Annotated in this window: 29 protein-coding genes; 9 read left to right on the forward strand and 20 right to left on the reverse strand. The window is 45.8% G+C overall.

Annotation, left to right across the window (positions count from 1 at the left end; all coding sequences use genetic code 11):
• Positions 1-34 precede the first annotated feature (34 nt).
• Complete coding sequence (gene yjgA, locus AACV32_RS01520; RefSeq protein ID WP_010318810.1) at positions 35-562, reverse strand: ribosome biogenesis factor YjgA; 528 nt, start codon at positions 560-562, stop codon at positions 35-37.
• A gap of 108 nt (positions 563-670) precedes the next feature.
• On the opposite strand from yjgA, the gene pmbA reads away from it, so the two are divergent.
• Positions 671-2014 (forward strand): metalloprotease PmbA, encoded by a 1344-nt coding sequence (gene pmbA / locus AACV32_RS01525; protein WP_017049794.1) that lies wholly within the window; start codon positions 671-673, stop codon positions 2012-2014.
• A 97-nt stretch (positions 2015-2111) separates the two neighbouring features.
• Here the strand turns inward: pmbA and mgtE are convergent, their stop codons facing one another.
• The 12 genes from mgtE to AACV32_RS01585 form a co-directional block, all read right to left on the reverse strand.
• Positions 2112-3467 carry a magnesium transporter gene (gene mgtE, locus AACV32_RS01530; RefSeq protein WP_013855966.1) on the reverse strand — a complete coding sequence of 452 codons (1356 nt, stop codon included), beginning with the start codon at positions 3465-3467 and terminating at the stop codon, positions 2112-2114.
• A gap of 151 nt (positions 3468-3618) precedes the next feature.
• The gene (locus tag AACV32_RS01535; protein ID WP_013855967.1) at positions 3619-3897 is read right to left on the reverse strand and encodes an HPr family phosphocarrier protein; all 279 of its coding nucleotides are present in this window, start codon (positions 3895-3897) and stop codon (positions 3619-3621) included.
• Positions 3898-3907: 10 nt separating this feature from the next.
• Positions 3908-4765 carry an RNase adapter RapZ gene (gene rapZ, locus AACV32_RS01540; protein WP_010318814.1) on the reverse strand — a complete coding sequence of 286 codons (858 nt, stop codon included), beginning with the start codon at positions 4763-4765 and terminating at the stop codon, positions 3908-3910.
• Positions 4766-4781: 16 nt separating this feature from the next.
• Positions 4782-5228: a PTS IIA-like nitrogen regulatory protein PtsN gene (ptsN, locus tag AACV32_RS01545; RefSeq protein WP_013855968.1), complete on the reverse strand. Its 447-nt coding sequence runs from the start codon at positions 5226-5228 to the stop codon at positions 4782-4784.
• 2 nt (positions 5229-5230) lie between these two features.
• Positions 5231-5518 carry a ribosome hibernation promoting factor gene (gene hpf, locus AACV32_RS01550; protein ID WP_013855969.1) on the reverse strand — a complete coding sequence of 96 codons (288 nt, stop codon included), beginning with the start codon at positions 5516-5518 and terminating at the stop codon, positions 5231-5233.
• Between the two features lie 25 nt (positions 5519-5543).
• Positions 5544-7004, reverse strand: coding sequence for an RNA polymerase factor sigma-54 (locus tag AACV32_RS01555; RefSeq protein ID WP_170895594.1), 1461 nt, complete (start codon positions 7002-7004; stop codon positions 5544-5546).
• Positions 7005-7055: 51 nt separating this feature from the next.
• Positions 7056-7781, reverse strand: coding sequence for an LPS export ABC transporter ATP-binding protein (gene lptB, locus AACV32_RS01560; RefSeq protein WP_013855971.1), 726 nt, complete (start codon positions 7779-7781; stop codon positions 7056-7058).
• Between the two features lie 2 nt (positions 7782-7783).
• Positions 7784-8284: a lipopolysaccharide transport periplasmic protein LptA gene (lptA, locus tag AACV32_RS01565; RefSeq protein WP_013855972.1), complete on the reverse strand. Its 501-nt coding sequence runs from the start codon at positions 8282-8284 to the stop codon at positions 7784-7786.
• Positions 8265-8828 (reverse strand): LPS export ABC transporter periplasmic protein LptC, encoded by a 564-nt coding sequence (gene lptC / locus AACV32_RS01570; RefSeq protein WP_013855973.1) that lies wholly within the window; start codon positions 8826-8828, stop codon positions 8265-8267. Before lptC ends, lptA begins: the two co-directional genes overlap by 20 nt.
• Positions 8825-9382, reverse strand: coding sequence for a 3-deoxy-manno-octulosonate-8-phosphatase KdsC (kdsC, locus tag AACV32_RS01575; protein ID WP_013855974.1), 558 nt, complete (start codon positions 9380-9382; stop codon positions 8825-8827). Before kdsC ends, lptC begins: the two co-directional genes overlap by 4 nt.
• Positions 9379-10353, reverse strand: a complete 975-nt coding sequence (kdsD, locus tag AACV32_RS01580; RefSeq protein WP_094164836.1) for an arabinose-5-phosphate isomerase KdsD — start codon at positions 10351-10353, stop codon at positions 9379-9381. The genes kdsC and kdsD overlap by 4 nt, the downstream gene beginning before the upstream one ends.
• Positions 10354-10372: 19 nt before the next feature.
• Complete coding sequence (locus AACV32_RS01585; protein ID WP_170895595.1) at positions 10373-11338, reverse strand: calcium/sodium antiporter; 966 nt, start codon at positions 11336-11338, stop codon at positions 10373-10375.
• A 271-nt stretch (positions 11339-11609) separates the two neighbouring features.
• Here AACV32_RS01585 and mlaF point away from each other — a divergent pair, with 271 nt between their 5' ends.
• The 8 genes from mlaF to AACV32_RS01625 all read left to right on the forward strand — a co-directional run bounded on the left by mlaF (position 11610) and on the right by AACV32_RS01625 (position 17047).
• A complete protein-coding gene (gene mlaF, locus AACV32_RS01590; protein ID WP_026029128.1) occupies positions 11610-12407 on the forward strand; it encodes a phospholipid ABC transporter ATP-binding protein MlaF in 798 nt (265 codons plus the stop codon).
• Positions 12404-13195, forward strand: a complete 792-nt coding sequence (mlaE, locus tag AACV32_RS01595) for a lipid asymmetry maintenance ABC transporter permease subunit MlaE (protein ID WP_013855979.1) — start codon at positions 12404-12406, stop codon at positions 13193-13195. The genes mlaF and mlaE overlap by 4 nt, the downstream gene beginning before the upstream one ends.
• Positions 13196-13197: 2 nt before the next feature.
• A complete protein-coding gene (mlaD, locus tag AACV32_RS01600; protein ID WP_010318826.1) occupies positions 13198-13689 on the forward strand; it encodes an outer membrane lipid asymmetry maintenance protein MlaD in 492 nt (163 codons plus the stop codon).
• A 35-nt stretch (positions 13690-13724) separates the two neighbouring features.
• Positions 13725-14363, forward strand: coding sequence for a phospholipid-binding protein MlaC (gene mlaC / locus AACV32_RS01605; RefSeq protein WP_029190030.1), 639 nt, complete (start codon positions 13725-13727; stop codon positions 14361-14363).
• Positions 14360-14668 carry an STAS domain-containing protein gene (locus AACV32_RS01610; RefSeq protein WP_010318828.1) on the forward strand — a complete coding sequence of 103 codons (309 nt, stop codon included), beginning with the start codon at positions 14360-14362 and terminating at the stop codon, positions 14666-14668. Before mlaC ends, AACV32_RS01610 begins: the two co-directional genes overlap by 4 nt.
• A 13-nt stretch (positions 14669-14681) precedes the next feature.
• On the forward strand, positions 14682-14936 hold the full coding sequence (gene ibaG / locus AACV32_RS01615; RefSeq protein ID WP_013855981.1) for a BolA family iron metabolism protein IbaG: 255 nt from the start codon (positions 14682-14684) through the stop codon (positions 14934-14936).
• A 9-nt stretch (positions 14937-14945) separates the two neighbouring features.
• Positions 14946-16211, forward strand: coding sequence for a UDP-N-acetylglucosamine 1-carboxyvinyltransferase (murA, locus tag AACV32_RS01620; protein WP_026029130.1), 1266 nt, complete (start codon positions 14946-14948; stop codon positions 16209-16211).
• Positions 16212-16300: 89 nt separating this feature from the next.
• Positions 16301-17047, forward strand: coding sequence for a 1-acylglycerol-3-phosphate O-acyltransferase (locus tag AACV32_RS01625; RefSeq protein ID WP_013855983.1), 747 nt, complete (start codon positions 16301-16303; stop codon positions 17045-17047).
• Positions 17048-17055: 8 nt separating this feature from the next.
• Here AACV32_RS01625 and AACV32_RS01630 read toward each other — a convergent pair whose 3' ends face one another.
• The 7 genes from AACV32_RS01630 to AACV32_RS01660 all read right to left on the reverse strand — a co-directional run bounded on the left by AACV32_RS01630 (position 17056) and on the right by AACV32_RS01660 (position 23494).
• A complete protein-coding gene (locus AACV32_RS01630; protein WP_170895596.1) occupies positions 17056-18003 on the reverse strand; it encodes a sensor histidine kinase in 948 nt (315 codons plus the stop codon).
• The gene (locus tag AACV32_RS01635; protein WP_094144715.1) at positions 17996-18547 is read right to left on the reverse strand and encodes a heme NO-binding domain-containing protein; all 552 of its coding nucleotides are present in this window, start codon (positions 18545-18547) and stop codon (positions 17996-17998) included. The genes AACV32_RS01630 and AACV32_RS01635 overlap by 8 nt, the downstream gene beginning before the upstream one ends.
• A 190-nt stretch (positions 18548-18737) precedes the next feature.
• Positions 18738-19127 (reverse strand): RidA family protein, encoded by a 390-nt coding sequence (locus AACV32_RS01640; RefSeq protein ID WP_013855986.1) that lies wholly within the window; start codon positions 19125-19127, stop codon positions 18738-18740.
• Between the two features lie 119 nt (positions 19128-19246).
• Positions 19247-19714 (reverse strand): aspartate carbamoyltransferase regulatory subunit, encoded by a 468-nt coding sequence (pyrI, locus tag AACV32_RS01645; RefSeq protein ID WP_010318833.1) that lies wholly within the window; start codon positions 19712-19714, stop codon positions 19247-19249.
• Positions 19715-19730: 16 nt separating this feature from the next.
• Complete coding sequence (gene pyrB / locus AACV32_RS01650; RefSeq protein ID WP_170895597.1) at positions 19731-20660, reverse strand: aspartate carbamoyltransferase; 930 nt, start codon at positions 20658-20660, stop codon at positions 19731-19733.
• Positions 20661-20996: 336 nt separating this feature from the next.
• Positions 20997-22001: an ornithine carbamoyltransferase gene (gene argF / locus AACV32_RS01655; protein ID WP_017049801.1), complete on the reverse strand. Its 1005-nt coding sequence runs from the start codon at positions 21999-22001 to the stop codon at positions 20997-20999.
• Between the two features lie 116 nt (positions 22002-22117).
• Entirely contained in the window at positions 22118-23494 is a 1377-nt protein-coding gene (locus tag AACV32_RS01660) for a PhoH family protein (protein WP_026028555.1), read from the reverse strand.
• Positions 23495-23676 lie beyond the last annotated feature (182 nt).

Consider the following 23676-nt stretch of genomic DNA (forward strand, 5'->3'; position numbering starts at 1 on the left):
TGAGGTTTTTGCGTCTAATCAGCACTATGACAGGTTACACTGACTTATCGTTATGCTCTCTGAGCACTTGGAAAATCTCTCGTGATGCTCTTGGTGGTTTGCTGTTGGCTTTCTCTTTATTTGCTTGACGCGCTAATTGGCGCAGACGTTGACGATCCATCTCTGGATAGAGTGCCATCGCATCTTCAATCGCGCTGTCACCTTTCTCCACAATACGATCACGCATCTGTTCGAGCTTGTGCAGCATGGCGGTATTTTGTGAGTGCTTGTTACGCAGTTTATCCAATGCCGCTTGAATTGGTTCGGCATCGATGGTACGCATCATTTTTCCAATGTATTGCAGTTGGCGGCGTCTGGCTTCCATGCTAAAACGCTGAGCATCTTTGATGGCATCCATCAAATCTTCAGACATCGGGATTTTTGCTAACTGAGACGGCTTCAGAGCAACCAGCTCTTCACCCAGTTTTTGTAGCTCAGTCATGTCGTTTTTCATTTCGGTTTTGCTAACCCAAATGATCTCCTCTTCTTCTTCCCAAGGAGCTTTTTGATTCTTACGCGCCATTTTCTTCATCTATTGAGTTATGTATGTCAGCTATTTTAGCAAGAATCGTGGGGAGAAAGCGAAATTCTTGTTATCCTAATGACATTGTTTGCTAATAATTGATGAGATATGGACGTAAAACAACAAGTTGCTCAGCAGCGCATCGAACTTGAAGCGGCGGTTGCTAAGGCATTAGAGATGGCTGCGCTCAGTTCTGATGCTGCCGAAGTGGCGATCACCAAAAGTACCGGCCTGAGTGTTTCGACGCGAATGTGTGAAGTTGAAAACGTAGAATTTAACAGTGATGGGGCGTTAGGCATCACCGTGTATCGTGGGCAACGTAAAGGCAGTGCGTCGACGTCAGATCTCAGTGAAAAAGCAATTGCGCAGACGGTCGCAGCAGCGCTTGATATTGCGCTTTACACTTCTGAAGATCCTTATGCAGGCCCTGCACCTCAAGAGCTAATGGTGCGAAATATTCCTGATTTAGATCTCTTCCATCCCGATGAACCTAACCCGGACATGGCCGCTAAAATTGCCATTGCTGCAGAAGAGAAAGCGTTAGCTTACAGCAACAAGATCAAACAAAGTGATGGCGCAAGTTATGACAGCCATTACGGTGTGAAAGTGTATGGTAATAGCCATGGTTTGCTCGCGAGTTATGCCTCTAGCCGTCATAGCATTAGCTGCTGCGTGATCGGTGAGGGTAAAAATGGTGAGATGGAGCGTGATTATAGCTATACCGTTGCACGTCACCGCGACGATTTATGGTCGCCAGAGCTGGTCGGGCAACAAGCTGCAGAAAAAACCATCAGCCGTTTAGATGCAAAAAAACTGAAGACGGGCAAAGTTCCGGTGATGTTTGCCGCAGATGTAGCGACAGGTTTGATTGGCCATTTGGTGATGGCGATCAGTGGTGGCAGCTTGTATCGTAAATCTTCCTTTTTACTTGATAAGTTAGGCGAGAAAATTTTACCCGATTGGTTCAATATTGCCGAAAAACCCCATGTATTACGTGGGTTGGCATCAAGCCCATTTGATAGTGAAGGGGTATTTACTCAAGACCGCCAAATCATTACCGATGGCGTGCTCTCGACTTATCTTCTGAGCAGCTATGCCGCTCGTAAAATGAAGATGACTCCAACTGGTCATGCGGGTGGCATCCATAACTGGTATGTTCAATCCACAGGACAAAATTTTGAACAGATGCTTAAAGCGTTAGGCACAGGCTTGTTAGTCACTGAAGTGATGGGCCAAGGTGTTAATGCAGTGACAGGTGATTATTCGCGTGGCGCCGCTGGTTTCTGGGTTGAAAACGGTGTGATTCAATACCCTGTATCTGAGATTACTATCGCGGGTAATTTGAAAGATATGTTCCAGCAGATGGTGGCGGTAGGGAGTGATGTCGAAACACGCTCGCAAATCCAAACCGGGTCTATTTTACTTGAATCGATGAAAATTGCGGGCGAATAATCGCTTAAACTGAATATGAAAAAGCTTGGTATAACAACCAAGCTTTTTTTATGGGTGGTTTGGGTATGTATCACTATAGGGTTACATCAAAATAGGGCTACATCAAAATGGTCGCCAAGCCGAGAAAGACAGAAAGCCCAACCACATCGGTGACGGTTGTTAACGCCATTCCGCCAGCAAGAGCCGGGTCGATTTTCATTTTTTTCAGTAAAATTGGGATGGTGACGCCGGCGATCCCGGCAATGAGTAGGTTGGCCATCATTGCTGCGGAAATGATGCCGCCAAGCATCCAATTGCCTTTCCATGCCACCACAATGCCACCAATGATGGTGGCCCACATGATGCCATTTAAAAAACCGATTGCCGCTTCTTTGAATAGCAATTCGCGTTGGTTACTGTCACCGATATGTCCCAATGCTAAACCACGAATGACCAAGGCCACGGTTTGGTTACCTGCGACACCACCCATTGAGGGCACAATGGTCATTAGCACGGCAATGGCAGCCATTTGATCCAGTGTCGCTTCAAACATGTTGGAAACAGAGGCGGCGGCTAGGGCGGCCAAAACATTTGCCCCAAGCCAGATGGTCCGTTTACGAGCGGATTTGACTACCGGAGCAAAGGTATCTTCGTCATCGTTCATACCAGCCATACTCATCATTGAGTGTTCGGCATCTTCACGAATGATGTCAACGACGTCATCAATGGTGATCCGACCGACCAAGTGTTGGTTTTCATCCACCACAGGCGCGGACACCCAGTTGCGACGTTCAAACAGGCTGGCAACATCGGAGTCGCTGGTGGTGACCAAAATCGCCTCATCGGCATCATCCATGACTTCACTTACTGGAATATCCGGTTGCGTGGTCAGCAAGGTGGTGAGTGAGAGATGCCCAATCAGCTTACTTTCATCGTCAATCACGTAAAGTGCATCGGTTGCTTCGGGCAGATCGCCGCGCATGCGTAAATAGCGTAAAACCACGTCAATATCAACGTCACCACGAATGGTGATCACGTCGGTATTCATGATCCCGCCGGCTGTTTCCTCTGAATAGGAGAGCGCGGTTTCAACGCGCTGGCGATCAGCGCTGTCCATCTGCGAAAGCACTTCGCGTGACACGTCATCTGGCAAGCTACGCAGTACATAGGCCACGTCATCGGTGTCCATGCCTTCGGTCGCTTCTGCCAGTTTTTCGGGTGCCATTTTGGAAACTAGGGCATCTTTGACGTCTTCGTTGAGTTCATCAAGGATTTCACCGTAGTCTTCTGGGTCGGTGAGTTGCCATAACACCTCCCGACTTTTACGTGGAGAGGCTTCTAAGAGGTGAGCAATATCTTCTGGCTCCATGTCCTGCAATTGGCGACGGACATGGACAAAACGACCATTTTCTAAAGCTTCGCTGACTTCTTGGAGGGTTAGGTGAGCTTGATCAAATTCAATTTGCTCGGCCATGGTTTCCCCCTACTTAGGATTCTTACAATGTGTTGAATAGTAACTTAATTCTAGGCCTTATTTAATAAGTTCTTATTAAGCACTGAATTTATTTTGACTATCAGGGGCGCGCATGCGCTGTCTGTAGGAGAGTGGAGTGTAAGCCTTGTGCTTACTCATCTTCATCGAATTTATGTTCAATCAGCGAACTAACCGCTTGCAAAGCGGGCTCTGCTTGTGAGCCTTCAGCATTGATGGTGATGTATTGACCTTGTGCGGATTCGAGCATCAACAAACCCATCACACTGTCTGCAGTGGCTTCTTTTCCTTCTTCACTTTGAATGGTGACCACCGCATCAAAAGATTGCGACAGTTCAACCAGCTTAACGGCTGCACGAGCATGAAGGCCCAAGCGATTTTGGATTAAAACCGTTTTACTTAATAGTGGCATACCATCGCTCCTATTGCTGTTTTTCTAATGATGTATGGCGTATCTGTACTTGGTGACCTAATTGAGCAAAGTACTCGCCAAGCTGTTGAGTCAGGTAAACGGAGCGGTGCTTACCACCGGTGCAACCAATCGCAATTGTGAGATAACTGCGGTTGTTTTTTTCGAGCATCGGCAGCCAGTATTCAACAAACTTTTGAATTTGTTGTTTAAGTTCAATTACTTCACTATGGCGTTCAAGAAACGACTTAATTGGTGCATCCAGGCCAGTCAATGGGCGAAGATCGGGTTCCCAATGTGGGTTGGGTAAAAAACGCACATCAAACACGTAGTCTGCATCGCTGGGTAGTCCATATTTGAAGCCAAAAGACTGAAAGACCATCACCAGATCTTTACGCTCACGTCCTTCAATTCGCATGCGTACGGTTTCGCTCAACTCATGCAACGATTGATTACTGCTATCGAGCACTAAATCGGCTTGCTCTTTGAGCGGAGCAAGCAGCGACTTTTCCAATTCAATCGCTTGCGCAAGCGAAGGTTTATCGGCGTTTAATGAGAGAGGATGGATACGACGCGTTTCGCTGTAGCGCTTGAGTAGTGTCTCTTTACTGGCATCGAGAAACAGCACACTAACGTCGTTATTCTGTTTTAGCTGCTCTAAAACATCCGCAACCAAACTAGGCTCTTGGGGCAAGTTACGGATATCAATACTCACCGCGACATTTTGTTTACTGCCTTGGACAGATTGAATAAACGCATCCAACAAGTTGACGGGAAGGTTATCGACACAATAGTAGCCGAGATCCTCCAGTACTCGTAAAGCAACGCTTTTCCCTGCGCCTGATTGACCACTCACAACGATTAAACGCATAGTTTCGGCTCGGTGGCTATTGGTTAGTCATGATGTCGTACAGCTCTTGATCGCTTTGTGCACTTCGAAGCTGTTTTAAAACTTGTTTGTCATTGAGGCGCTCGGCCATACAAGCGAGCGTTTTTAAATGCTCTTTGCACTGCTCTTCAGGAACGAGCAACGCAAATAGTAGATCGACAGGTCGATTATCAATAGCATCAAACTCAATCGGTTCTTCACACTGCAGCAAAACGGCAATGGCACGATCACTGTTGGTCATTCTTGCATGAGGAATGGCGATGCCATTACCAATACCAGTACTGCCCATTTTTTCTCGGCTGAGCATGCATTCAAACAGCTCGGTGGAATTTTGACCTGAATACTCAGCAGCGATTTCGCTAATGATTTCTAGGGCTCTTTTTTTACTGGTGCATTGGACCGCACTTTTCGTGCAGTCCAATGAGAGTACTTCGCTTAATTGCATGATTAATGACTACTTAGCTTTTCTTTATGCTTGTTGAGTTGTCTTACGAGTTTATCCACTAAACTGTCAATGGCAGCATACATATTTTCATTGTCGGCCACGGCGTGGATATCACCTTGATTTATGTGGAGCGTAGCTTCAGCGATCTGTTGTACTTTTTCAACACGTAAAACAACCTGTACGTTATTGATATGGTCAAAAAATCGCTCAAGTTTTTGAAACTTCGAGTTTACATAGTCTTGCATTGAATCGGTCAGATCAATGTGATGGGCATTAATGTTGATTTGCATAGACTTTCCTTCTCTGTTTTATGCCTTACAGTAGGCGTTTGCGCTGACTCGATGGAGCAATGCCCAACGATTCACGGTATTTAGCTATCGTCCGTCTAGCTACCTGAATCCCTTGGTCAGCCAGTAGATCTGCAATTTTACTGTCACTTAATGGTTTGGCTGTATTTTCAGCGGCCACCAGTTTTTTAATCAGTGCTCGTATTGCAGTCGATGAACACTCTCCCCCGCTGTCGGTACTGACATGGCTGGAGAAGAAGTATTTCAATTCGAAAATACCACGCGGAGTATGCATGTACTTCTGCGTTGTCACCCTTGATATGGTGGATTCATGCATTTCTACCGCTAAAGCAACGTCATTGAGTACCATTGGCTTCATCGCCTCTTCACCATACTCAAAGAAATCACGTTGATGTTCAACAATACACTTGGCAACTTTGAGCAGTGTCTCGTTTCTACTTTCTAAACTCTTAATAAGCCATTTTGCTTCTTGCAAATTGCTGCGAATGTAGTTGCTATCGGCACTGTTACCTTTGCCTAATGCTGCATATTGTTGATTTATCTTAAGTTTTGGTACGCTATCTGGGTTTATTGTTACCACCCATTTGCCGTGATCTTTGTAAACAGACACGTCAGGCACAACGTATTCGGCGTGCTCGGTTGAAATATTATTTCCCGGTCTTGGGTCAAGTTGTTGAATGAGATGCAATACCTCTCGCAGATCTTCTTCTTTTAACTTGGTTTCTTTGATGATCAACTTGTAGTCACGGTTGCCGAGCAGATCAATGTGTTGGATCAGCAGCTGTTTAGCTTCTTCTAACCAAGGGGTACTGGCAGGGTAGGTCGCTAATTGTAAAAGCAGGCAGTCTTGAAGGTTGACTGAAGCCACACCGAGGGGATCAAACTGCTGAACACGTTTACGAACGGCTTCAATTTCATCAAGCTCGATATTTTCATCGGCAAAGCTTTCTAAAATATCATCCAAAGAAACGGTGAGATAACCGTAGTCATCGATGGCGTCAATCAAGGCAAGAGCAATGCTGCGGTCGGTGTCGCTAAACGGCGTAAGATCTAATTGCCACAGTAGATAATCTTGCAGGGTTTGCGTTGTTTCACCTTGGTACACGGGCATGTCATCATCAAGGGCGATCCCTGTGCTGCCTGTGTTCGCGCTGTAGACATCATCCCATGTGGTGTCGATCTCAAGCTCGCTGCTGATTTCGGATTTTTCAATTAAGTCAGAGCTGTCTTGTGGCTCAATATCTAACACCTCAGCACTGGCTTCTTTCTCCTCATTGATGCTATGAACATCAGCGGTGGCATTCTCTTCATAGGCCTCTTCAACATCCAATAATGGATTAGACTCTAGAGCCTCTTGGATCTCTTGCTGGAGTTCCAATGTGGAGAGTTGCAACAAACGAATGGCTTGTTGTAACTGCGGTGTCATCGCTAATTGTTGGCCGAGCTTCAGTTGTAATGAGGGTTTCATTCAGTGCCAGTTACCTTATTATTTTTAGAATTGATGTCACTCTCTACTTAATCATAGACGGAATTGTTCACCGAGATAAACTTGTTTTACCTCTTCATTATTGAGCACGTCATGTGGTGTACCTTCTGCGATCAAACGACCCTGGCTTACAATATAGGCTTTTTCACAGACGTCCAATGTTTCTCGAACGTTGTGGTCTGTGATTAAAACGCCTAAGCCACGATCTCGCAGGTGTTGGATGATCTTTTTAATGTCGATAACGGAAATGGGGTCGACCCCTGCAAAGGGTTCATCAAGCAAAATAAATTGTGGGTTTGCGGCAAGAGCGCGGGCAATTTCAACTCGACGACGTTCACCACCCGATAGCGCCATCCCCGCACTATGGCGGATATGTTGAATGTGAAATTCTTCTAGTAGATCTTCGAGTTTATCTTGGCGCTCTTCACGGGTCATCGATTCACGGGTTTCAAGTACCGCCATGATGTTATCTTCGACCGATAATTTTCGGAAAATAGACGCTTCTTGAGGTAAGTAGCCGATCCCTAAGCGTGAGCGACTGTGCATGGGTAAAATGCTGATGTCGTGATCATCAATGCTGATCTTACCTTCATCACGAGCGACAAGACCGACGATCATGTAAAACGATGTGGTTTTTCCTGCGCCGTTAGGACCGAGTAAGCCAACAATCTGCCCCGATTCTACTTGCAAGCTGACGTCAGAGACAACTTTGCGTTTTTTATAGCTTTTTGCTAAATGTTCTGCTTTAAGTATGGCCATAATTATTCTTGTGTCGTAGTGGCTTGCGGTTGAAGCACAGTCGATACTCGCTCGTTAGAGTTACCATCAGCCATCAGCTTCTGTGACGAAATTTTGTAGCGAATTTTCGTACCACGGATGATGCTATCATCTTGTGACAACATGGCTTGATCGATCATCGTCAACTGATCATCGGCCAATTTGTAATAGAGCTCTTTCGCCTCACCATACAAGGTTTTGCCATCGTCGGTTAATTGCGAAAAAGTGGCGAGGTTGCCATATCCTTCAATTTCTTGAATGGAGCCATCTTTTGCATCACGGGTTACAATCACTTTGTCGGCGTTGATACTGATACTGCCTTGTTTGAGTTTGACATCACCAAGGAAAGTCACTTTGTTGCTTTTCATGTCGAGCTGTTGGCTGTCAGAATCGATGTAAACCGGTTGAGCATTATCGGTGGACAATGCCAATGCGTGACCAGAAATCGCTAAACAAGCAATAAGACTAAGGTGTGAGAGTTTCATATCTACCTTGTACATGGTTATAAAGAATAGCGGTATTGTCGGCAAAGTTGCCTTTCATCGCTTGTCCTTGTGTTTCGAATTGTGGCCCAACCAAATCGACCTGATTATCGGCCCAAAAATCGCGATTATTGAGTTGAATGCTCATCTTAATGGTTGAAAGCGTATCAAAACCAGAATCTGCTAATAGGTTTTTTGCCAGTACGTCGTCATACAGTGTGAGTACTTGCTCTTCATCGAGTACGCCGCGTTTAGCGGTAATCTCCCACTCTTGCAAAATACCATCACGGAAGACTTTGAGTATCGGGTACTCGAAAATGGTGTCGCCACTTTTTGCGTAATGATCCAGATGCGTCGATTGAATGATGTAGCTGCGGATACCTTGCTCGTTATAGGTGGTGTTGTCGAGATTTTTTCCACTAAACGACGGTAACTCCAAGTTCGGAGCAACTTGTATATCGGTATTTTGTTCTTTATCGAACAAGTAATAGGCTGACCACGATGCGATAAAAATCAGTATCACATAGAGGACACGAGATAAACTCATACACTTAAGCCTTTGTGCACATCTAACTCACCGCGAGCTTGCAAAATCAAATCACACACTTCGCGTACAGCGCCATGCCCACCTTTTATATGGGTCACGTAGTTTGCGCGTTTAACTAATAGCGGGTGACCATCCGCGACACAGACTCTCAGCGCGACTTTTTCCATTACTGGCCAATCAATCAAGTCATCACCGATATACCCCGTGTGTTCTGGGGCAATATTGAGTTGGCGACAAATGTCGTTATAGGCTTTGACCTTGTCATCCTGACCTTGATAAACCAGTGTAATGCCTAATACGGCCATACGGTTTTCGACAATTTTTGACTGCCTACCTGTGATGATCGCCACTTCAATGCCAGCATTCATCAATGATTTTATGCCGTAGCCATCTCGAGTGTGGAAGGTTTTTAGCTCTTCGCCTTGATTGCCCATATAAACTAAGCCATCAGAGAAGACGCCATCCACATCGCAGATCAGCAGTTTTATCTGCTTAGCTATGTCGAGAATAGGCAGTGAGACCGGGCCGTAGAGTGTATCAATCATGGTCATCACATCACTCCTGCTTTGAGCAAATCGTGCATGTTTAATGCACCGACCAATGTGCCATTTTCGCACAGCATCAAGCCATTGATTCGTTTATCTTGCATTAGGTTTAACCCTTCGACCGCGAGCATGTTAGGGGTTGCTACCGTTGGGTTTTGCGTCATCACCTCGCTGATTGCTGCGCTGTGAATATCGATTCGTTTGTCTAAGATGCGGCGTAAATCGCCATCAGTAAAGATGCCAATAAGCTGCATGTTGCTGTCAACTACCGCGGTCATCCCCAAGCCTTTTTGACTGATCTCAAGTAAGGCATCGCGGATCAATGCATTTGGTTGCACGGTTGGTAGTGCATCGCCAATGTGCATGATATCAGAGAGCTTGAGCAACAATTTTCGACCTAAAGCCCCACCGGGATGAGACAGCGCAAAATCTTCAGCGGTAAAGCCGCGTGCTTGCAAGAGTGCGACGGCTAACGCATCGCCCATCACTAGCGTTGCGGTGGTGCTGGAGGTTGGCGCAAGGCCAAGCGGGCATGCCTCTTGTGGGACTGTGATTTGCAAATGAAGATCGGCCAACTTTGCCATATTCGATGACGGGTTGCCTGTCATGCTGATGATGCGAATATTGAGCCGTTTTAGCACAGTAAACAGTGATAAAATTTCCGAGGATTCGCCAGAGTTTGAAATAGCAATTACGATGTCGCCACGCTCGATCATACCAAGATCACCATGCGCTGCTTCTCCTGGATGTACGAAAAATGCCGAAGTGCCAGTACTGGCTAAGGTCGCGGCAATTTTTTTACCGATATGGCCTGATTTACCCATACCCATCACCACCACTTTGCCGTGATCATTGGCAATGATCATTTCACACGCTTGGCAAAATGAGTCGTCAAAGTATTGCTCTAGCTGCTGTAAAGCCGCCATTTCGGTGGCGAGAACTTGCTGTGCAACACTGCGATAATCAAACTGATTCGACATTCGATACTCCGAGTTTGGGTTAAGCGATCATATTCATAAGTAGATAAGCTTGGTATCCGATAAAAGCGAGGAAGAGCACGCCTCCCTCAATGCGGTTAATACTACGCGATTTCCCTAAAGCCATGGCAACCAGTAGCAGAGATACGCCAAGCATTACCCAAAAATCGCGTCCCATCGCATGCTCACTGAGTATCGATGGATTAAGAATGCCGGGTAAGCCCATCACGGCAAGAATATTGAATACGTTCGAGCCAATAATGTTGCCCACAGCCATATCATCTTCGCCTTTCAACACACTTGTGAGTGAGGCGGCCAATTCTGGCAAGCTGGTCCCAACAGCGATGATCGTCAGGCCAATTACCAAGTCGCTCATGCCAAAAAACTTAGCGATAATGACGGCGTTATCGACTAACACGCTGGCAGAAATCGGCAGAATGATAAGCCCAATCACTACCCAAATAGCCGCTTTTGCGTTGCTTACGCCCTGCGGTATTTCAGATTCCTGCTCGGTAAGCAGCGCGTCACCATGTTTTTGCTCGTTACGGCTAATGCGGAGCATCGCGATGATAAACACGGCGAAAAGTGCAAACAGCAACACACCTTCATAGAATCCTAAGTGGTTATCCCACAATAACGCACCAGCAAGTAGTGTGACCGCAATCATCAGCGGCAGTTCACGGCGGAGTACCGCAGAACTGACGGAAAGCGGTTTGATGAGTGCTGTAATACCCAAGATCAAAGCAATGTTAGCGATGTTAGAACCGAGCACGTTACCGACGGCAGTATCGGTTTTCCCATCCAAAGCGGCCGTTGCCGATACCATCATCTCTGGTGCTGATGATCCCATTGCTAAAATAGTCATGCCGATCACTAATGGCGAGATGCCGAAGTTGCGAGCAAGCGCGGCAGAACCAAAGACTAACTTGTCAGCGCTCCAGACTAAAAACACCAAACCTACAATGAGAAACGCTACCGCTTCGATCATGATGATACCTAATTAATGAAATGAGTGAAAAAATGATGCAATTAACCGCTAATTTTGACGTGTTGGTTGCGAAAAGGGAAGCTGAAGATCCAATTAATTACGTTCAATTCATGGTTTAGTTATCTATCCATCAATAAATGACCGGAAGATTGTTTTGGCGAAAGATGATGCTTTACTTTAGGATGTAATTGAACAGTGCTTTTAATTTTAGAACGTTATGCTTATGATTGCCCATCATTTTGGGGCGGACAACAATAGTGAAACACTCATGATGCCAATCAACGATCTTGTCACAATCAAGAATTTAACCTTCTCCCGTTCAGGACGGAAGATTTTCGATGACGTGAGTCTCAGCGTTCCGCAAGGAAAAATTACCGCCATTATGGGGCCATCGGGTATTGGTAAAACCACTTTGCTACGTCTTATTGGCGGACAACTGTTTCCTGAACAAGGTGAGATTTGGTTCGACAAACAAAACATCCCGATGCTCAGTCGCAAAAAGCTGTATCAAGCTCGTAAAAAAATGAGCATGTTGTTTCAGTCGGGCGCGTTATTCACCGATTTAAATGTGTTCGATAATGTGGCTTTCCCTTTACGTGAACATACTCAATTAGATGAATCGCTGATTAAGACATTAGTTTTATTAAAATTAGAAGCGGTTGGTCTGCGCGGTGCCGCCTTGCTCATGCCGAGCGAATTATCCGGTGGTATGGCAAGAAGGGCTGCATTAGCGCGCGCGATTGCGCTGGATCCGGAACTGATCATGTATGATGAGCCGTTTGTGGGGCAAGACCCGATCACCATGGGCGTGCTGGTGGAATTGATCCGCAATTTGAATCAAGCTTTGGGGGTGACCTCGATAGTGGTCTCTCATGATGTTCCTGAAGTGATGAGCATTGCCGATTGGGTTTATTTGCTGGCTGACGGCAAAGTGATTGCCAAAGGAACGCCAAACGATCTTTATCAAAATAGCGATCCTCGCGTACAACAATTTTTACAAGGCGAGGCTGATGGCCCAGTACCATTTCGCTTTCCAGCGCAAAGCCTAGAAAAGGATTTATTCTCATGATGTCTACATTGACTGACTGGATTGAAGGGCTCGGTCGCCGTACGCTCGAATTTTGCCAAGCCTTTGGCAAAGCGAGCTTGATGCTGTTTGGCGCATTAGTGAGCCGCCCACGGCCTATTCAGAATTTTCCATTGTTAGTGAAGCAGCTCTACAGTGTTGGTGTTCAGTCGCTGGCGATTATTGTCGTTTCTGGCTTGTTCATTGGCATGGTGTTGAGCCTGCAAGGCTATGTGATTTTGGTCGATTACGGCGCGGAAGGTAGCCTTGGGCAGATGGTTGCGCTCTCTTTATTGCGTGAACTTGGGCCCGTGGTGACTGCGCTGCTGTTTGCTGGGCGTGCTGGTTCTGCACTTACCGCTGAGATCGGCCTGATGAAAGCCACCGAGCAGCTTTCCAGTTTAGAGATGATGGCGGTTGATCCGCTCAAACGTATTATCGCTCCTCGCTTTTGGGCTGGGCTAATATCAATGCCGTTGCTAGCGATGATTTTTATGGCGGTCGGCATTTGGGGAGGCCAGCTTGTTGGCGTGGATTGGAAAGGGATTGATCACGGCAGTTTTTGGTCTGCGATGCAGTCATCGGTAGAGCTAGGACAAGATATTGGCAACAGTATGATCAAGTGCGTGATGTTTGCCATCACAGTGACTTGGATTGCACTGTTTAACGGTTACGATGCTATTCCAACCTCGGAAGGTATTAGCCGTGCCACCACAAGAACCGTAGTGCATTCATCTTTAGCTGTATTAGGGCTAGACTTTGTACTCACCGCATTGATGTTTGGGAATTAATCATGCAGCAAACACGAAAAATAGAACTTTGGGTCGGTAGCTTTGTCCTTGCTGGAATTTGCGCAATTCTGGTGATGATTTTTCAGGTCGCTGACGTAAAAGGGTTGGGTTCCAACCATACTTACCAACTGAAAGCTGAATTTGACAATATCGGTAGTTTAAAAGTGCGCTCGCCAGTCAAAGTGGGTGGTGTAGTCGTTGGGCGAGTGGCCGAGATTAAACTCGATAGAGAGAGCTTGCTGCCTGTGGTTACTATGGCTATTAACAGTCAATATGATCAATTTCCAGAAACGTCGAGTGTACAAATTCTAACTTCTGGATTGATTGGTGAGCAGTACATTGGGCTTGTGCCCGGGTTTGTCTTTGAAGATGAACAGATGTTAAAAGAGGGCGACTTAATTGAAGACACAAAATCCGCTCTCGTATTAGAAGATTTGATTGGCCAAGTGCTGTATAGCGTCGGTGGTGGCTCACAAGAAAAAGGTAAGGAGTAACAACAGTGTTTATAACAACAGAGTTTATAAAAACAGTGTTTAAACGGACGTTGATTTTTGTATTTACCCTCGTTGCCGCTATGTTTGTGCAAGCGGCCAATGTGGATAAAACCCAGCCCTATACCATGATGAAGCAGGTGTCTGAAACGGCATTTACTCGTTTGAAAGCCGAACAAGAAGCGATTCACCACCATCCTGAATATTTGAAAGAAATCGTGGAACAGGAGCTGATGCCTTACGTCAATGAGCAGTATGCGGCACTGAAGTTATTGGGCCCAAACTTAAAAGGGGCCAAGCGTGAAGATGTCGCCACTTTCATCACCGCATTTCGTGCCTATCTTGTCAGTGCATATGCGCAAGTATTGACTCAGTACAGTAACCAAATTATTGAGTTCGAGCCTGAACAGGCGGTGTCGGATGATAAACGCATTACCAGCGTGAAGGTGGATATTATTGATACGCCACGACCGAACATCAAGCTTGAGTTTAAATTGCGCAAAGAGAAAAATGGCGAATGGCAAGTCTTTGATATGATTGCAGAAGGAGTGAGTTTGCTCTCCAGTAAGCAATCTGAATGGAGCGGTAAAATTCGCCAAGATGGTATCTTAGCGGTTGCCAATGAACTGCAACAATTGGCGGATCAGCCGATCCGTTTTGAAGGTAAAGCGCAATGATTCATCCGCAGTGGCATCAAACTGATATGCCGATTGCGGCTTTGTCGGGCGCATTAGACAGAGAGCATGTGCCTGATTTATGGGCGTTTATCCAAAAATGGAACCCGGTGAGTACACAGTTTGAGATTGAACTGAAAAACGTTGAGCGCATAGACTCTGCCGGAATGGTGATGTTAATCCACCTAATAGAGCATGCAAAAAAACGAAACTGTCATATAATGCTCAGTTTCGTGCCAGAGCAACTGCGCACACTATTCCAATTGAGCAACATTGATCGTTTAATGGCTCAACATATAAAGAATTAAGCAGGGGAACATTGTGGATAGCGCAAAAGTACAACAGTTATTAGAACAAGCACTAAACCTTGAAGAGATCCACGTCAAAGGTGAAGGTAGCCACTATGAAGTTATCGCTGTTGATGCTTGTTTTGCAGGGATGAGTCGCGTTAAAAAACAACAACTTATTTATGCTCCACTGATGGAGTACATTCAAAGAAACGACATTCATGCCCTTTCTATTAAAGCGTTCACACCAACAGAGTGGGCTCGTGATAAAAAGTTGATGTCGCTGTAAGGTTTATTGATGGAAAAGTTTCGAGTTATTGGGTCAACACAACCTCTTCAAGGTGAAGTGACCATTTCAGGTGCCAAAAACGCTGCACTGCCTATTTTATTTGCGTCTATTTTGGCCTCTGAGCCAGTAGAAGTGGCCAATGTGCCACACCTTCGCGATATTGATACCACAATGGAACTGCTCAAACGTTTAGGCGCTAAAGTCGAACGTAATGGCTCAGTTCATGTCGATCCTAGTCAAATTGATGAATATTGCGCGCCGTATGATTTAGTCAAAACCATGCGTGCTTCTATTTGGGCTCTCGGTCCATTAGTGGCTCGTTTTGGTTATGGCCAAGTTTCGCTACCTGGAGGCTGTGCCATTGGCGCTCGTCCTGTCGATCTGCATATTCACGGTTTAGAGCAGCTTGGTGCCACCATCACCTTAGAAGATGGCTACGTGAAAGCCAGTGTCGAAGGTCGTCTACAAGGTGCACACATCGTCATGGATAAAGTGAGCGTGGGTGCCACCATTACCATTATGTGCGCCGCAACCCTTGCCGAAGGCACAACCGTACTCGACAACGCTGCGCGTGAGCCTGAAATTGTCGATACCGCACTGTTTTTGAATAAGCTGGGTGCAAAAGTATCCGGTGCAGGCACCGATACCATTACCATTGAAGGTGTTGAACGTTTGGGTGGTGGTAAACACGCTGTTGTGGCTGATCGCATTGAAACGGGCACGTTTTTAGTCGCGGCGGCTGTTTCTCGCGGAAAAATTGTTTGCCACAACACTCACTCGCATTTGTTAGAGGCCGTGTTAGCAAAACTGGAAGAAGCGGGCGCTGAGATTGAAACGGGTGAGGGCTGGATAAGCCTTGATATGACCGGAAAAGAGCTTAAGGCGGTTTCGATTCGCACTGCGCCTCATCCTGGCTTTCCAACCGATATGCAAGCACAATTTACCCTACTCAATATGATGGCAAAAGGTGGTGGCAAGATCACTGAAACCATCTTTGAAAACCGTTTTATGCACGTTCCTGAACTGATGCGTATGGGAGCAAAAGCGGAGATTGAAGGGAATACCGTGATTTGTGGTGATGTGGAATCGTTGAGTGGCGCGCAGGTGATGGCGACCGATCTACGTGCCTCAGCCAGCCTAGTGATTGCCGGTTGTATCGCAAAAGGTGAAACCATCGTCGATCGCATCTACCATATCGATCGCGGTTACGAAAGAATTGAAGATAAACTGTCGGCTCTTGGCGCTAATATTGAGCGCATTCAAGTCAGCAGTTAAACTCTCGCTCATGCAATGGAGCCGAAATCTCTGGGTTTCGGCTTTTTTATCCTTGCTCATTTTTTATCTTTGTTCCATGGAGAACTGAAATGATTGCTCTTTTGCGTCTATTGGCAGTCGCACTGTTTGCCATTGTGATGTTTGTTTTTGGATGTGGCTACTGTTTACTTAGCCCACGCAATCCCAAACATGTATTTACGTTTGGGCGTTTATTCGCCCGTATGTCAAAATTGATGGGTATTAAATTAGAACTGCGTATCCCAGAAGATGCTTATCAACGCGGCCAGCACATCTACATTGCGAATCATCAAAATAACTGGGATCTGTGTACTGTTGCTGCGGCTGTAACGCCGAAAGTCGTGACAGTAGGGAAAAAAAGTTTAGTTTGGACACCTGTGTTTGGTCAGTTGTATTGGTTAGCAGGGAATATTTTAATTGATAGATCCAATCGCAATAAAGCCAAAGGGACCATTGATCAAGTTGTCGATAGCATAAAAACCAGTGATGTGTCTGTGTGGATGTTTCCAGAAGGTACTCGCTCGCGTGGCCGTGGCATGCTGCCCTTTAAAATGGGTGCATTTCATGCGGCAATTGGCGCAGGTGTACCGATTATCCCCATCGTTTGTAGCTCAACTAATGATATTAAGCTGAACCGTTGGGACAATGGTCATGTGATTGTTGAGATGCTGCCACCGATCAGTATTGAAGGATATGGAAAAGAAAATTTACGGGAATTAGCGACATTATGCCGTGAGCAGATGATGGCCAAATTAGCGCAGCTGGATGAAGAAGTGGCGATGCTTGATGGTAAGAAAGTCACATCACGCAGCCAGTAACCGCTTTACTAAATGGTGGGAAAAAGAAGTATGAAGGTTGTGCCTTGTCCCACTTCAGATTCGACCTGCATTTTCCCACCATGCTTTTCAACAATACTGTATGAAATCGATAAACCCAAACCCGTCCCTACGCCGACAGGTTTGGTGGTGAAGAAAGGATCAAACACCTTGTTGATGATGTCTTGATTCATGCCATGCCCATTATCCGCCACAGTCACCCTCACCCAGCGTTTCCCTTTTTCGACCACAGAATCTGTGCTAATCGTTAACTTTCCTTGTGCTTCGCAAGCGTGAGAGGCGTTAATAAATAGGTTCATAAACACTTGTTGTAGCTCTGCTGATATCCCATTGATTTTCGGCAAAGTCTCATCCAGTCGCTGCTCGACCTCCATCGTATATTTAAATTGGTTCCAGACCATGTGTAGTGTTGATTCAATACACGAATTTAACTCACACTCGACAAATCGGCCATCACTGGAGTGAGAAACGCTTTGTAGGCTAGTGACAATGTCTTTTACGCGGAGCAATCCACCCGAAGTCTCTTGAAGCATGTCAGTTAAATCACTTTCGACAAAACCAATATCATGGCGTTGATAATAATCTTGATAATTGCGGTAGAAATCCGTGTTAGCAATTTCGGCTTTGTGCTGTGCTACCAAAGCGACAATTCCTATATAGGTGTGAGAGTAATCACGCAGCGTATTTAAATTACTCAGACAAAAACCGATTGGGTTATTGATCTCGTGAGCAACGCCAGCTGCCAGCAGACCGACGGAGGCCATTTTTTCTGATTGTACAAGCTGTGCTTGCGCGCTATGAAGTTGATCTAGAGTCTCTTGCAGCTCTAAAATTTTATCGTAGAGCTCGCGGCTTTTTTCTTGCAGTAACCGCTCTGCCAGCAAACGAGCCTGACGCTCACGCTCATAAATGCGTTGATATTGCTCTATTTCACTCATGTTTGCCCTTAAAGATGACAACAATTTCACAAAATGAAGCACCATGATGCATGCATTGGGGCTGCTCGATTTCGACTTCTTCACCAAATTGTTCTGAAGCGCCGATGATGAGTCCTTCCGCCGCAGCGCACAATTTTCTTTTCGAGGTGTAATACATGGTTAATCGATCGCCCTCGCTTTTACATTGAAATTGCGGCAAATAGGCATCGGGGTAGAGCCGCTTCACTTCTTTATGGATCACTTGATCGACCGAAATCAAAAACTCTAATAAGTTGTTTTTATTTGGATAATTTTCAGGAAGGCTGTTGTACAGGCGAGAAAATAGGTATTGCCCATAAAGCCGGACTAAATCATCGGTGGGGATGTTTTTCTGCTTGCTCAAATAAGCCACCATTGCAAGCAGTTCGTCATCGGAGTATTGCTCTCCAGCGGTGTAGATGCCTTGAGAGCTAGGTTTTAAATCCTCCAGCATTTGATCCCAAAACAGTGCGCCAAATTTTTCGATGACTAAATCAGAAAGAACGGTATAGATAATCCCTTGCATCTCACTACCTCGAACGGTTCAAAAGTACGATAAGTGTTGGTGACTAACCCTAAAGTAGCAAGTATGAGGTGTAAAAATTGATTTTTTGGATTAAACAAAAACCTCGAACGGGGTTCGAGGTTTGAAAAAGCACATTCACGTCAGAGTGGCATGCTGGTGGTGCTTACACTGTGCTGATTATGAGCAATGCTTACTTACGTACCGCAATCGCTTCAATTTCAATACCCACATCTTTAGGTAAGCGAGCGACTTCTACGCATGAACGCGCAGGGTAGTTTGCCACGTTATGCTCATCAAAAAATTTACCGTAGACTTCATTCACCGTGCCAAAATCATTCAGATCTTTAACAAATACAGTCATTTTTACGATGTCAGAAACTGTTAAGCCAGAAGACTCCACCACGGCTTTTACGTTGTCGAGAGATTGACGAGCCTGCACTGCGATATCTGCTGACACTTCGCCGGTGACTGGGTTGACTGGAATTTGCCCTGAAGTTAGCACCATATTGCCAAGATCGACACCTTGTACATAAGGGCCAATTGCGGCAGGAGCGGATTCGGTATGAAGTACTTTAGTCATGATTGTGTTCCATCTGTTTTTATGGGAAGGGTAGGCGTCAGTTTGCCTTTAAAGAAACGGCAGGTAAAGTGCAAAATGCCCCACTAAAGTGAGGCATCGATAGACTTAAACGGGGTTAATTATGACTCGCGTTCGGTCACAATCTCACGTGAGTAAACTTTCTCACAATACTTACATTTCAAACGAATATCGTTTTTCTTTTCGAAAACCTTAAAGCTGCTTTCGACCGGTTCATTGTGGGAAATACAGTTGCTGTTTGGGCAGGCAAAAACATCATTGATCTGCTCAGGCAGTGTCAACGCTAGCTTTTTCACCACTTGGTAGTTTTCGATTTGGTTGACAGTCGCATGCGGTGCATAAAGTGCTAATTTATTGGCTTGGGCTTCATTAATGAACACATTTTCAATCTTCAGCAGATCTTTTGCGCCCAGCGCGGAAGAGGGTAAATTTAAGCCAATCGTGACACGTTGATGAGAATTGTGCATATCGAATAACTTTAATACTTTAATACCGATTTGCGCAGGAATGTGGTCGATAACCGTGCCGTTTTTAATGGCTTCAACCTGCAATTGAGTCTCTTTAGTCATAGTTGGGGCTCCTTTATTACAGGGTTTCGTTTAACACAAGCGCCAGCAAAGCTTCACGGGCGTAGACCCCGTTTTCTGCTTGTTGGAAGAAGTAAGCGTGCTTCGTTTTGTCCACATCAACGGTGATTTCATCCACGCGCGGAAGCGGATGCAGCACTTTTAAGTTATCGCGCGCACCTTCAAGCATGGTGGCTGTTAAAATATACGCCGATTTTATGTGCGCGTACTCTGATTCATCAAAGCGCTCTTTTTGGACGCGCGTCATATACAGAATATCTAACTGTGGAATAACGCTTTCCATATCGGTGTGCAGGCTGTACTCAATGCCTGCATCATCTAACTCTTCGCAAATATAGTCAGGCATAGCCAGCGCATCCGGCGCAACAAAGAAGAAGCGAATGTGGTTAAATTTAGCCAAAGCTTGGGTTAAAGAATGGACGGTACGGCCATATTTCAAGTCGCCAACAAAGGCGATATTAATGTTATCTAAACGGCCTTGTGTTTCGGCAATGGTGAACAAATCGAGCAGTGTTTGGGTTGGGTGCTGGTTGGCACCGTCGCCAGCGTTAATCACAGGAACGCCGTTTGAAAATTCAGAGGCTAAACGTGCTGCGCCTTCTTGGGGGTGGCGCATCACAAACGCATCCACATAAGAGGAGATCACTTGTACTGAATCGGCCAGTGTTTCGCCTTTTTTCGCCAGTGACGTATTGCCACCATTATCAAAGCCAATCACGCTGCCGCCGATGCGTTGAATAGCAGTTTCAAAAGACAAACGAGTACGAGTCGACGGCTCAAAAAAGCAGCTTGCCACCACTTTGTGCTTAATCAGCTCTGGTTTTGGTTCCGCTTTGAGTTGGCCTGCGGTTTTCACAATCAATTCCAGCTCGTCACGAGAGAGCTCCGGAATCGAAATAATGTGCTTTTGATAAAGCGAATTCACCATGGTCGTCTTCCCTATAATTTTCTAGTAGCCATAAAAAAGCCCCCCAATAGGGAGGCTTTAAAAATCAAGAGAGGGGAAAAATAACGCGCCCAGTAAGTCAGCACGCTGACCTACATTGAATCGAATTGCGTTGTAGATGTGAATAACAACGTCCGTTTTCATAGCTACCCCTCAGACAAATTGCTGGGAATTATACGCTTTCGTTGTGTGAGCGCAAGCGATTACCTAACAATCCTCTTCATCATTGGCACTGTCGCGGCGTTAGCTGCTTTCACTCACCCGAATCACTTACTCATGTAAGCTCATCGGGCTTCGATCCATTGTTGCCTTGTTTTTTTAAGCGCCGAGAGTCGCGACCATCACAGCTTTGATGGTGTGCATGCGGTTTTCAGCTTCATCAAACACAATCGAATATTCAGACTCAAACACCTCTTCGGTGACTTCCAAACCTTTCATACCATATTTTTCCGCCACCTCTTTACCTACAGTGGTTTCGTCGTTATGAAACGCAGGCAAGCAGTGCATAAATTTTACCTGTGGATTACCAGTTTGCTTAATCACATTCATATTGATTTGGTAAGGTGTCATTAAGGCCACGCGTTCATCCCATGCATCGGCTGATTCGCCCATGGAAACCCAAACGTCGGTATAGAGAAAATCGCATCCTTGCACGCCTTCTTGTATATTTTCAGTGAGCGTGATTTTGGCTCCCGTCTGTTTGGCAATTTCTTGGCAAGTGATGACGAGTGATGCTTCTGGCCAAAACTGTTTGGGTGCGACGAGGCGAATATCCATGCCCATTTTTGCTGCGCCCACCATCAGTGAATTGCCCATGTTATTGCGTGCATCGCCTAGATAAGCCAGTGACACTTGGTGCAACTGCTTACCACGGCCATGCTCAATCATGGTTAAAAAGTCAGCTAAAATCTGTGTTGGGTGGAACTCGTTGGTGAGCCCGTTCCATACAGGAACGCCAGCATGTGCGCCAAGCTCTTCGACAATTTCTTGTCCAAAACCGCGATATTGGATGCCATCGTACATTCTTCCGAGTACGCGCGCGGTGTCTTTCATCGACTCTTTATGACCAATTTGCGACCCTGATGGCCCGATGTAAGAGACTTGAGCGCCTTGATCAAACGCGGCCACTTCAAATGCACATCGCGTCCGTGTTGAGGCTTTCTCAAAAATCAGCGCAATATTTTTACCCGCTAATCTTTTCTGTTCTGATCCGGCGTATTTCGCTTTTTTGAGATCAGCAGAGAGATCGAGCAGAAATTGGATCTCTTTCGGCGTGAAATCGAGCAGTTTGAGAAAGTTGCGGTTGCGTAAATTGAAAGCCATATCCCAGTCCTAAACGGTGAATGATGAATGGCCTTAGTAAAACATATAAATGCTAAGTTTGTGAATAATTATTTTAAAATAAAGGCGAGATATTGATAATATCTCGCCTAATGTGATTATAAATTCTCTTCAGCGAATTCGGCCAAGCGGCTGCGAACGACGCCGTTTAAGTGAATGTTGGCGCTGCCTTCAAAGTTTTTAAAGCGCTCAACCATGTAGGTCAAACCTGAGGTCACAGGGGTTAAGTAGTGGGAGTCAATCTGTGCTAAGTTACCAGAACAGACAATTTTAGTGCCCTCACCACAGCGCGTGATGATAGTTTTGATTTGAGAAGCGGTTAAATTTTGACACTCATCGAGTAGCACAAAGGCATTTTGGATTGAGCGCCCACGCATAAAGTTGATCGATTTAAACTGGATATTGGCTTTATCGCAGATGTATTTGAGTGAACCTTCGGTGCAGTGATCGTTTTTGTGCAAGGCTTCCAATGTATCCGTAACCGCCGCCAGCCACGGCATCATTTTCTCTTCCTCTGTTCCGGGTAAGAAGCCGATCGATTCTCCGATATCTGGTGTGTTACGGGTGACGATAATCTTATCGAACATCTTCTTCTCAATGGTTTGTTCAAGAGCGGCGGCCATAGCGAGCAGCGTTTTCCCGCTACCAGCGGCTCCGGTTAAAATCACCAAATCAATGCTTGGATCAAGCAAGGCATCAAGAGCCATCGCTTGGTAGATATTTTTCGGAGTGATGTCCCACGCTTTGCGGTGCATCATTCTCTCGCGGCCAATATCAAGCAGCGTAATTCTGTCTGTGTTGATTTCATGCACGCGCGCCGAAAAATCGCTTTCTTCATCAATGACATATTGATTAATAAAGGTCGGGTCAAACGGCGCCTTATCTAGCGTATGGAAGGCTTTTCCGCCGACGGTTCTACTCTCAACTTCATCGACGTTGTTCCAAAAGTTTCCTTCACGAACTTGGAAGCCCTTGGTCAGGTACTGCACATCATCAATCAGTTGGTCTGTGCGGTAATCCTCAACATAGCGCACGCCTGCACCTTTAGCGCGCAATCGCATGTTGATGTCTTTGGTGATGAGAACCACAGCGCGTGGCGCTCGTTTCGCTTGCAGGTAAAGAACAGCATTGAGGATACGGTTGTCGCCAGCTTTGTCAGCAAAGGCTTTGACGGTTTCTTGCAACTCAAAGTCGGCAAGGATCGAGATAGTTCCCGTCTTGCTGGCCTCTTTAGAAAATGGAATACCTTCGGTAATTTCGTCTGGGGTGGCATCGTGGAATAAGTGCTCTAAAGCACGAATTGCGACCCGCGCATCTCGTGCAACATCGCGTTTACTGTCTTTGATCCGGTCAAGTTCTTCAAGAACGGTCATCGGAATGACCACATCATGCTCTTGGAAGGAGTATATGGCTAAAGGTTCATGAAGCAGGATGTTGGTATCAAGTACAAACAGTTTCCGATCGGTATCGCCCATAAGCGTCTCCTTGCTGCTGTGCAGCGTGCTTAACAAAAGATGCCAGCAAGTAGAGGTTATCGATCAATGGATGCCGGTAGTGACTCGATTGCTCGATGACTTACTGCAAGCCTGTGTTGATACTCATTGTCTGTTTGGTCCGCATGCTTCGTGCCAGAGTCATCCTTTTGACTGGCAAAGCA

This window comes from Vibrio sp. B7 (assembly GCF_963888765.1).
In the GTDB taxonomy this organism is placed as follows: domain Bacteria; phylum Pseudomonadota; class Gammaproteobacteria; order Enterobacterales; family Vibrionaceae; genus Vibrio; species Vibrio anguillarum.